Here is a 9,333-nt window from a genome sequence, read left to right as displayed (position 1 = left end):
ACGATGGTACAGGGAGGACCGATCGTCCAGGTCGCCGTGATCGCCGCGACGATCCTCGGGCTCTGGGTCGGGGCGCGAGCGCTCGTCGACGCCGTGGTCCGGCTGGCTCGCCGGTTCGGCGTCGCGGAGCTGACTATCGGCCTCACCGTGGTCGCGATGGGCACCTCGACGCCGGAACTGGTCGTCACGACCGACGCGGCGCTCGCGGGTCTCGGCGACATCGCGGTCGGGAACGTCGTCGGATCGAACGTCTACAACCTCGCGTTCATCCTCGGCACGGTGTCGCTGCTCCGGGTGATCCCCGTCGAGCGGTCGCTGGTCCACCGGGACGGCGCGGCGCTGGTGCTGTCGACGCTGCTGGCGTTCGCGGTGCTGTTCGACCGGACGGTGACGCGCCCGGAGGGCCTGCTCCTCGCCCTCGCGTTCCTCGCCTACACGGCGTACCTGCTCTACGACGAGCGCACGGGGGCCTCGATCGAGACCGAATACCCGGCGTCGCACCGGTCCGGGGCGGACCGCACGGCGTTCCGCGGCCGCGACGCGCTCCTGCTCGTCGGCGGGCTGGCGGTCGTCCTCGTCAGCGGGCACTTCATGGTCGAGGCGGCGTCGGCGCTGGCGCGCTCGGCCGGCGTCTCCGACTGGGTTATCGGCGGGACCATCGTCGCCGCCGGCACCTCCACCCCGGAGTTCGCCGTCTCGCTCGTCGCCATGCGGCAGGGCCACGTCGGCATGTCCGTCGGCAACATCGTCGGCTCGAACGTGTTCAACGCGCTCGGCATCATGGGGCTGGCGGCCGGGCTCCGACCCCTTGCCGTCTCCGGGGCCGCCATCGAGACGACGCTCTGGCTGACCGCCGTGACGGTGCTGATGGTCGCCGCGCTCTGGTCCGGGCGCCGGCTCTCCCGGGTCGAGGGCGCGCTGTTCGCCTGCTCGGAGGCCCTCCGCTGGGTGCTCGGACTGTTCCGGGTCTTCGGCTGAGCGCGGCTGACGGCGGCGGATCGGGTGCGGACCGGAGACGGCGTCCGCGGGCGCAGGACGGCCGGCCGGGCGGAGTCCCTCACGGTCGTTCGCTTCATTTATACTCCGGGTGGACCCAGTTGCGGTATGGACTTCGACCTGCCCGCGGAGCACCGGATGATCCGGGACACCGTCCGGGAGTTCTGCGAGGAGGAGATCGCCCCGATCGCCCAGGAGGTGGAGGACGAGCACCGCTTCCCCGCGGAGGTGTTCGACGAACTCGCCGCCCTCGACATGATGGGCGTCCCCGTCTCGGAGGAGTACGGCGGCCTCGGCGGCGACCAGCTGATGTACGCGCTCGTCACCGAGGAGCTCGGCCGCGTCTCCGGCGGCATCGGGCTCTCCTACGCCGCGCACGTCTCGCTCGGCTCGAAGCCGATCGAGCTGTTCGGCACCGACGAACAGAAGGCGGAGTGGCTCCGCCCGCTCGCGGAGGGCGAGGGGATGGGTGCGTGGGCGCTCACGGAGCCCGGCAGCGGCTCGGACGCTTCCGACATGGACACGACCGCGGAGTACGACGCGGACGCCGGCGAGTACGTCCTGAACGGGACGAAGCAGTTCATCACCAACGCGACCGTCGCCAACAGCGTGCTGGTGAAGGCGGTCACGGAGCCCGAGGCGGGCTACGACGGCATCTCCACGTTTATCGTCGACCCCGAGAACGACGACGGCTTCGAGGTCACCACCGTCTGGGACAAGATGGGCCTCAACTGCTCGCCCACCTGCGAGATCCGGCTCGACGACGTGCGGATCCCCGAGGACCGCCTGCTCGGAGCAGAGGGAGAGGGGTGGACACAGACGATGAAGACGCTCGACGGCGGCCGGATCTCCATCGCGGCGCTGTCGACCGGGCTCGCGCAAGGGGCCTACGAGGCCGCCAAGGAGTACGCCGGCGAGCGCGAGCAGTTCGGCCAGCCCATCTCGAAGTTCGACGCCATCCGCGACAAGATCGTCGACATGCACCGCAAGACGGAGCGCTCCCGCCTCCTCACCCACAAGGCGGCCGTGAAGTACGACGAGGGGAACCGGGTGACCGAGGAGTCCGCGCTGGCAAAGCTCGACGCCTCCGAGTCCGCCCGCGAGGTGGCCGAGGACGCCGTGCAGGTGCTCGGCGGCTACGGCTACACCGAGGACTTCTCGCCGCAGCGCTTCTACCGCGACGCGAAGCTGATGGAGATCGGCGAGGGGACCTCCGAGATCCAGCACGTCGTGCTCGGACGCCAGCTCGGGCTCTGAAGCGCGCTCGCGCCCTTCCAGTTTTCTCGAGCAACCCGCGTCTCGCGAGCCACCGGCGCGCAGTAGCGCACCGAGAATCGGGGATCTTCGAGCCGCCGGTCGCTCCGTTCAGTCCCACCCACCGCCACGCAACTGCACCGCAGCCTCGTCCCTCCCCAGCCTCGACCGCGGGGCGGGCGCGGAACCGCATCGCACCGCATCGCGCCCGCCCCGCGACCTCCCTCGCGCGCGTTGCTCGCACGCGCCGACCGCGACAAAGTAGCTCTGTGATCGCGCTTCCCGAAACCGGCCTCAGAAGCGGCCGATCTCCCTCACGCCCTGGCGGAGGCACCGACGCGTCTTTATCCGCGCCGGCTCGAACCCGCAAGCATGGAGTATCAACCCGGCGTCTGCAACATCGGCCCCGGCGAGCGCCGCAAGCGCCTCGCGCTCGGCGGGGGGTCGCTCGCCGCGGCAGTCGCTCTGGGTGCGGTCGTCGTCCTCGGGTCGTTCCCGGCGGTCTACCTGCTCGCGACCGTCTTCCCGCTGTACGGCGCGGCGATGGGGTTCCTGCAGTACCGCGAACGCTTCTGCGTCGGCTTCGCGGCGCTGGGCGTCTTCGACGTGGGAGCGGGGAACCGCGAGGTCACCGACGACGCGGCCCGGGAAGCCGACAGAAAACGGGCAGTTCGGCTGAACACGAAGGCCCTCGCGCTCGGTGTCGCGGGCGCGGTCGTCGTCTACGTGGCGGGTCGACTGCTTCTGTGACCGCCGAACGGCCGCGATTCGAACGAATAGCAAGCTCTTAAGTCCCCGGACGGACAGGTTTTCGACGGGAACAGCACAGCCGCAAATCCGACTCGCGCGTCGATTGGCGCGCTTGGGATTGCGGCAGTGCACCGCCGGCTCCCCCGGCGACGGTCGTCGCGGCCTCTGCCGCCGACCAGCGTCGCGCGGAGCCGCGGTCACGCGTCCGCGGTTGTGCCGTTCCAACTTCGAACGATGGCACGAATGCATACCCGTCGCCGCGGCTCGTCCGGTTCGGACAAGCCCGTGGCGGCAGACGACCCCGAGTGGAGCGACGTCGACGCCGAGGACATCGAGTCCCGCGTCGTCGAACTGGCGGAACAGGGCCACGAGCCCGCCGTCATCGGTCTCAAGTTGCGCGACGAGGGCGTGAAGGGCACCCCGATCCCGGACGTGAAGCTGGCGACCGGGAAGAAGGTGACCGAGATCCTCGAGGAGAACGACGCGGCCGGCGACCTGCCGTCCGACCTCCGGAACCTGATGGAACGCGCCGTCAACCTGCGCGAGCACATGGCGGAGAACCAGCAGGACCACCAGAACAAGCGCGCGCTGCAGAACACGGAGTCGAAGATCCGCCGACTCGTCGACTACTACCGCGGCGACCAGCTCGACGAGGACTTCGTCTACGACTACGAGACCGCGGCCGAACTGCTGAACGAGTAACCCGACGCACGGCCACCGAACGGTCCACCACGGACCCGACATCCACAGTCAACTGACCCACATCCGACCCACGCCCGATCCACACCCGACCGTGACAGAAACCGCATCCGCCGACGCCGCCCCCGACGCGCTCGCCGGCGTCCTGCGCGACGCGCCGTTCGTTCGGCTCGTCGCCCGCGACGACGGCGACTCGCTGGCAGCGGCGGCGCTGCTCGCCCGCGCGCTCCGCGCCCGGAGCACTCCGTTCCAGGCGCGGGTGGCGGCCGACCCCGACCCGACCCCGTCCGAGGAGGACGTGTCGGTGACGGTCGGCGCCGACGCGGGACCGCACGCCGTCGCCGGCGAGGGGCGCCCGGCCAGCACGACCGCCTTCGCGGTCGCCCGCGAGCTGGGCGCCGACCCCGACCCGGTGCTGGCGCTCGCCGGCGTCGTCGCCGCGGGATCGGTCCCCGGCACGGACGGCTCCGGCGACGCGCTGGCGGCCGCCGAGCGGACCGGTCGCGTCGAGCGGCGCCCCGGCGTCGCGGTCCCGACCGCCGACCTGGCGGACGGGCTCTCGGCGTCCACGCTGCTCCGGCTCCCCTACTCGGGCGAGCCGGAGTCGGCGCGGGCGGCGCTCGCGGAGCTGTCGCTCCCGTCCGACCTCGACGCCGACGCCCACCGGCGGCTAGCGTCGCTGGTCGCCGTCGACGCCGCGACCGCGCCGGACGCGAGCCGACGGGCCGCGACCGCGGTCGAGCGTGCACTCCGCCCGTACGCCACGGACGGCGACGACGCGCCGTTCGCCACGGTCGGCGGCTACGCCGACGTGCTCGACGCGCTGTCGCGCGCGGCGCCCGGGACGGGGATCGCGCTCGCGCTCGCCGACGAGCCGAGCGACGGCCTCCGTACCGCCGCGCTCGACGCGTGGCGCACCCACGGGCTGGCGGCCCACCGCGCGCTGGCGGGCGCGACGACCGGCCGGTACGACGGCGCGACCGTCGTCCGGACGGACGCGTCGGCCGCGACGCTCCCGACGGTCGCCCGCCTCGCGCGGGACTACCTGTCGCCGGAGCCGATCGCGCTCGCGCTCTCCGCGGAGGCGGGCGCGCTCGCGGCCGCGGCGACGGAGCCGGTCGGCCTCGGCGAGGCCCTCCGGACCGTCGCCGCCGACTTCGGCGGGACGGGCTGGGGGACGCCGACCCGCGGCGCCGCCCGGTTCGACGGGGACGCGACCGAGGTCGCGGCGGCGGTCAGGGGGGCGCTATGAGCGAGGACGCGAGCGAGGCGGCGGTCGGCGAGGGCGCGTCCGCGGACGGCGCCGTCACCCGGACGGCGACCCTGCGGACCACTCACGCCGACGCCGACCTCGTCGCGGCCGCGCTCGGCCCCGACGACACGGCCTCGATGGACGCGCGCGTCGACGGCGACGCGATCGTCTGCGAGGTCGGGCGGGAGACGACCGGCGGACTGCTGTCCACGGTCGACGACTACGTGGTGAACCTGACGGTGGCGGACCGCGTCATCGAGCGCGGACGCGCCCACGCGGGCGAGTCCGCCACATCCAACGACAACACACACGACACATGAGCGAACGATCCGTATCCAAGCAGAAGCGAGGCAAGCGCTGGTACTCCGTGATCGCCCCCGAGCAGTTCGACCGGGAGGAGATCGGGGAGACCGTCGCCGAGGAGCCCGACATGGTGCTCGGGCGCACGATCACCACGACGCTGGGCGACCTGACGGGCGACTCCGGCGCCAACAACACGAAGCTGACGTTCAAGATCACCGACGTGGGCTCGGACGCGGCCTACACCGAGTTCATCAAGTACGAGCTGACGCGCGATTACCTGCGCTCGCTCGTGCGCCGCGGCGCCTCGAAGGTCGAGGCGTCGATCACGGTGCTGACGACGGACGACCACCGCATCCGCGTGCAGCCGGTGGCGTTCACGACGAAGAAGGCCGACCGCTCTCAGGAGAAGGCCATCCGCCGGGTCATGATCGACCAGGTGGAGGCGGCCGCCGAGGAGCGCACCTTCGCCGAGTTCGTCGACTCCATCGTCGAGGGCCGGCTCTCCTCCGCCATCTACGGCGAGGCGAAGACCATCTACCCGCTGCGCCGCGTCGAGGTCCAGAAGCTGACCCTCGAAGCGCGCCCGGAGGAGGTCGCCGCCGAGGAGGAGGCCTCCGTCGACGTGGACGAGGACGAAGTCGCCGTCGAGGAGTAGCGCCGCGCCGCTCCCGACCGACTCGACCATCCGATTTCTCCGTTTATCGCGCCTTTCAGCGGCGGCGCCGGTCCCCAGTGGAACGACCCAGCGTCGGCATCCGACCGACCGAATGCAGAACTGTGCGCTGCGAACCGACCCCGTCCGCTGCGGTCGCGGTGAGGTGCTGATGCGGTCGCGATGAGGTGCTGATGCGGTCGCGGTGAGGTGCTGATGCGGTCGCGGTGGGGTGCTGAAGTGGTCGCGGTAGGGGTGCTGATGCGGTCGCGGTGAGGTGCTGATGCGGTCGCGGTGGGGTGCTGATGCGGCCGCGATGCGGGGCGGTGGGTGGAGTTTTCGGGGTGGTGCTGGCACGATCGGCGGAGTCGCCACAAAAACGGAGGCGCGGAACTCCGGGTGAACACCGGCAGACGCGACTCGGTCTCCGTAGTGTCGAAAGTGGCAACGCTCAAAAAGGCGCGCGACCCACGTACACGAGTGAAGCGAATCAGGCTCGGGAACACCGTCTTCGAGGGGCTGAACAACGTCTACCTGTTCGACGGCGAGACGACGGCGCTCGTGGACACGGGCGTCGCGCTCCCCGAGGTGCGGGCGGAGCTGGAGGAGGGGCTCGCGACCGCGGGGCTCGCGCTCGCGGACGTGGACGAGGTGTACCTCACGCACTGGCACCCGGACCACGCCGGCCTCGCGGGCGACGTGCAGGCCGAGAGCGACTGCGAGGTGTTCGTCCACGAAGCGGACGCGCCCCTGGTCTCGGGTGCGGAGCCGTCCTTCCTCCAGGACCGGGACGCACAGGAGCGCGTCTTCGACCTGTGGGGGATGCCCGCGGACGCCCGCGAGGCGCTCCAGTCGTTCATCGGCGGGTCGATGGACGACCTCCGGGGAGCCGACGCGGACGTGACGCCCATCGTGGACGGCGACCGGTTCGACGTGAACGGGACGGAACTGGAGGCGGTTCACCTCCCCGGCCACGCGGCCGGGCTGACGGCGTTCGCGTTCGACGCGGACTCGGTCGCGGACGGGGGCGGCGCCGACGTGGGTCCCGACGAGTCCCTGCTCGGGGACCGCGGGGGCGAGCAGGCGTTCGTCGGCGACGCGATCCTGCCGCGTTACACGCCGAACGTCGGCGGCGCGGACACGCGCGTCGCGCAGCCCCTGCAGAAGTACGCCGAGAGCCTGGTTCGCGTGGTCGAGCGGGACTGGACGCGCGCGCATCCGGGACATCGTGACGCGATCACGGAGCCGAGTCGCCGCGCGGCGGTCATCCTCGAGCACCACCGCGAGCGCACGGAGCGCGTCATCGACGTGTTGGACGAGCACGGGCCCTGCGACACGTGGACCGTCTCCGCGCACCTGTTCGGCGACCTCGACCGGATCCACATCCTGCACGGGCCGGGCGAGGCGCACGCGCATCTCGACCATCTCGAGGACGCGGGCGTCGTGGATCGGGACGGGAGCCAGTATCGGCTTCTCGACGCGGACCCGGACGTGAACGCGCTGTTCCCGAACACTAGGTTCTCGGGCATGGTCGAAGCCGAGACCGAAGGGCGCTGACGCGGCTGCAGTCGCGATTTTTCTCGGCGGTAGCCCAGAGACGATTACCGTCGGAGCCGCGGCGCGGTGCTGATGCGGTGGCGGTGCGGTGCTGATGCGGTGGCGGTGCGGTGCTGTTTCTGTCGAGGTTGTGGTACCGCGGCGGCGCGAGGGCGCGAAGCGCCCGCAGCGCCGACCGCGGCCCCTTTTTGATCGACATTTTTCAAGGAGCGGTGAGCGCGGCGCTTGCGCCGCGCGAACCCGACGCAGAAAAAGGTCGGTCGAAAGGATCTTACCCCGCGCGCTCGCTCTCCCGGTATGGTCGAGAACGTCATCTATCCCGCCTACATCGACGCGGCGCTGACGCGGTCGGAGGGGCGGCGCGTGCCGGCGGATCAGGCGGTCGAGGAGCCGGCCGTCGACGAGATCGCGAAGGCGGTCCAGCAGGTGGGGTACGACGCGGTGATCGAACGCGACAAGGCGTACTCACGGGAGTTCGAGCCGCGGGGACGCGTGCTCGTTCAGGGGACGGAGGACACGGCCAAGAACGACCTCGTGCAGGCGGTCGCCGCGTACGTCAACATCCTGCGCGACGAAGCGTGAAGCGCGTCGGCAACGTGGTCCGAATCGCGCAGGGGCTCGCGATCGCGCGCGCGGACGCGGACGGTGCGGGGGAGGCGGCCGACATCGGCGACGTGGTCGTCGACGAGTCGCTCTCGACGGTCGGTCGCGTCGTGGACGTGTTCGGCCCGGTGGAGCGCCCCTACGTTGCGGTGACGCCGAACGACGGCGTCGAGTTGGCGTCGCTGGTGGGCCAGCAGCTGTACGCGCGGTGAGGCCGCGAGGGATCCTCACACGCCGGCGTAACGGTTTTGCGCCCCCCGGCGTATCCTCCGGCAGTCATGGTCCCCGAGCGAGCGACCGCAGTCGGCGGAGGAGCGGTGACGAGCGCCGAACGAGTACCGAACGACCCGGACATCGGACGAGAAGTCCGGCGGAGCGACGATGTCTGACATCGACCGCGACCGGCTCGGACTGTTCGTCGGGGCTCTGATCGCGGCCGCGGTGCTCCTCGTCGCGGCCGCCCGTGCGCTCGGCGTCTCCACCGTCGCGCTCGCGCCGGTCTACATGTTCTCGCCGCTCGTCGCGGGACTGGTCGTCTGTCTGCGTCACGATGTCGGGGTCCGGGAGGTCGGACTCCGCATCGGCCGACCGCGGTGGCTGCTCGCGGCGCCGTTTGTCGCCCTCGGGCTCGTCGGCGTGACGCTGGCGGTGGCGGTCGCCGTTCCCGGCGTCGCGTTCGGCTTGGACGGCGACCCCCTCCCCGGCGTCGGGCTTCCGGCCGGGGCGCTCGGCGTCGCGGCGGCGCTCGGGCTGGCGCTGGCGCTCGGCGCGACCGTCAACGCCGTGTTCGCGTTCGGCGAGGAGTTCGGCTGGCGGGGCTACCTGTTGTGGGAGCTCGCGCCGCTCGGGTTCTGGCGCGCGTCGCTCGGCGTCGGCGCGCTGTGGGGCGTCTGGCACGCGCCGGTGGTCGCGGCGGGCTACAACTACCCCTCGTTCCCGACGGTGGGGGTCGCCGTCATGACGCTGGCCTGCGTCGCCTTCTCGCCGGCGTACACGTTCCTCGTCGTTCGCGCGGAGTCGGCGCTCGCGGCCGCGCTGCTCCACGGGGTGTTCAACGGCTCCGCGGGGCTCGTGCTCGTCTACGCGGTCGCGGAGAACGCCCGGATCGCGGAGTTCGTCGCGAGCCCGGTCGGCGCGGCGGGGATCGCGGCGTTCGGCCTCGCGGCGGTCGCCATCGCCATCCGCGGGGCGCCGACGCTCGACCGGTCGTTCGCGGCCGGGGAGTGACGGGGCGGCCGGCCCTCGCCCGGAGGTCGGCCGCAAGCAC

At 71.9% G+C, this 9,333-nt stretch carries 11 protein-coding genes; all 11 read left to right on the top strand.

From position 1 onward, the window contains the following. Positions 1 to 3: 3 nt before the first annotated feature. The 11 genes from ACQE3L_RS01250 to ACQE3L_RS01200 all read left to right on the top strand — a co-directional run bounded on the left by ACQE3L_RS01250 (position 4) and on the right by ACQE3L_RS01200 (position 9,293). Entirely contained in the window at positions 4 to 978 is a 975-nt protein-coding gene (locus tag ACQE3L_RS01250) for a calcium/sodium antiporter (protein WP_426961986.1), read from the top strand. Positions 979 to 1,104: 126 nt separating this feature from the next. Beyond that, positions 1,105 to 2,253 carry an acyl-CoA dehydrogenase family protein gene (locus tag ACQE3L_RS01245; RefSeq protein WP_426961985.1) on the top strand — a complete coding sequence of 383 codons (1,149 nt, stop codon included), beginning with the start codon at positions 1,105 to 1,107 and terminating at the stop codon, positions 2,251 to 2,253. 369 nt (positions 2,254 to 2,622) lie between these two features. After that, a complete protein-coding gene (locus ACQE3L_RS01240) occupies positions 2,623 to 3,000 on the top strand; it encodes a hypothetical protein (protein ID WP_426961984.1) in 378 nt (125 codons plus the stop codon). Positions 3,001 to 3,234: 234 nt separating this feature from the next. Further along, complete coding sequence (locus tag ACQE3L_RS01235) at positions 3,235 to 3,702, top strand: 30S ribosomal protein S15 (protein WP_058364939.1); 468 nt, start codon at positions 3,235 to 3,237, stop codon at positions 3,700 to 3,702. Positions 3,703 to 3,793: 91 nt separating this feature from the next. Further along, entirely contained in the window at positions 3,794 to 4,951 is a 1,158-nt protein-coding gene (locus ACQE3L_RS01230) for an exonuclease RecJ (protein WP_426961983.1), read from the top strand. Further along, positions 4,948 to 5,271, top strand: coding sequence for a KEOPS complex subunit Pcc1 (locus ACQE3L_RS01225; protein ID WP_426961982.1), 324 nt, complete (start codon positions 4,948 to 4,950; stop codon positions 5,269 to 5,271). The genes ACQE3L_RS01230 and ACQE3L_RS01225 overlap by 4 nt, the downstream gene beginning before the upstream one ends. Continuing rightward, complete coding sequence (locus ACQE3L_RS01220; protein ID WP_426961981.1) at positions 5,268 to 5,909, top strand: 30S ribosomal protein S3ae; 642 nt, start codon at positions 5,268 to 5,270, stop codon at positions 5,907 to 5,909. The genes ACQE3L_RS01225 and ACQE3L_RS01220 overlap by 4 nt, the downstream gene beginning before the upstream one ends. A 477-nt stretch (positions 5,910 to 6,386) precedes the next feature. Next, positions 6,387 to 7,463, top strand: a complete 1,077-nt coding sequence (locus tag ACQE3L_RS01215) for an MBL fold metallo-hydrolase (protein ID WP_426961980.1) — start codon at positions 6,387 to 6,389, stop codon at positions 7,461 to 7,463. A 297-nt stretch (positions 7,464 to 7,760) separates the two neighbouring features. After that, complete coding sequence (srp19, locus tag ACQE3L_RS01210) at positions 7,761 to 8,045, top strand: signal recognition particle subunit SRP19 (protein ID WP_426961979.1); 285 nt, start codon at positions 7,761 to 7,763, stop codon at positions 8,043 to 8,045. Beyond that, positions 8,042 to 8,278 carry an H/ACA ribonucleoprotein complex subunit GAR1 gene (locus ACQE3L_RS01205; RefSeq protein WP_426961978.1) on the top strand — a complete coding sequence of 79 codons (237 nt, stop codon included), beginning with the start codon at positions 8,042 to 8,044 and terminating at the stop codon, positions 8,276 to 8,278. Before srp19 ends, ACQE3L_RS01205 begins: the two co-directional genes overlap by 4 nt. 169 nt (positions 8,279 to 8,447) lie before the next feature. Next, complete coding sequence (locus ACQE3L_RS01200) at positions 8,448 to 9,293, top strand: CPBP family glutamic-type intramembrane protease (protein ID WP_426961977.1); 846 nt, start codon at positions 8,448 to 8,450, stop codon at positions 9,291 to 9,293. Positions 9,294 to 9,333 lie beyond the last annotated feature (40 nt).

It is taken from the genome of Haloparvum alkalitolerans (assembly GCF_050122995.1).
GTDB classification, from domain to species: Archaea; Halobacteriota; Halobacteria; order Halobacteriales; family Haloferacaceae; genus Haloparvum; species Haloparvum alkalitolerans.
Note: the sequence above shows the minus strand (reverse complement) of the source record. Positions and strands in the feature narration are given on the sequence as shown.

Excerpts from the sequence above, each read along its gene's own strand:
- ACQE3L_RS01250 (WP_426961986.1), top strand. The coding sequence starts at position 4 with ATGGTACAGGGAGGACCGATCGTCCAGGTCGCCGTGATCGCCGCGACG.
- ACQE3L_RS01245 (WP_426961985.1), top strand. The coding sequence starts at position 1,105 with ATGGACTTCGACCTGCCCGCGGAGCACCGGATGATCCGGGACACCGTC.
- ACQE3L_RS01240 (WP_426961984.1), top strand. The coding sequence starts at position 2,623 with ATGGAGTATCAACCCGGCGTCTGCAACATCGGCCCCGGCGAGCGCCGC.
- ACQE3L_RS01235 (WP_058364939.1), top strand. The coding sequence starts at position 3,235 with ATGGCACGAATGCATACCCGTCGCCGCGGCTCGTCCGGTTCGGACAAG.
- ACQE3L_RS01225 (WP_426961982.1), top strand. The coding sequence starts at position 4,948 with ATGAGCGAGGACGCGAGCGAGGCGGCGGTCGGCGAGGGCGCGTCCGCG.
- ACQE3L_RS01220 (WP_426961981.1), top strand. The coding sequence starts at position 5,268 with ATGAGCGAACGATCCGTATCCAAGCAGAAGCGAGGCAAGCGCTGGTAC.
- srp19 (WP_426961979.1), top strand. The coding sequence starts at position 7,761 with ATGGTCGAGAACGTCATCTATCCCGCCTACATCGACGCGGCGCTGACG.
- ACQE3L_RS01200 (WP_426961977.1), top strand. The coding sequence starts at position 8,448 with ATGTCTGACATCGACCGCGACCGGCTCGGACTGTTCGTCGGGGCTCTG.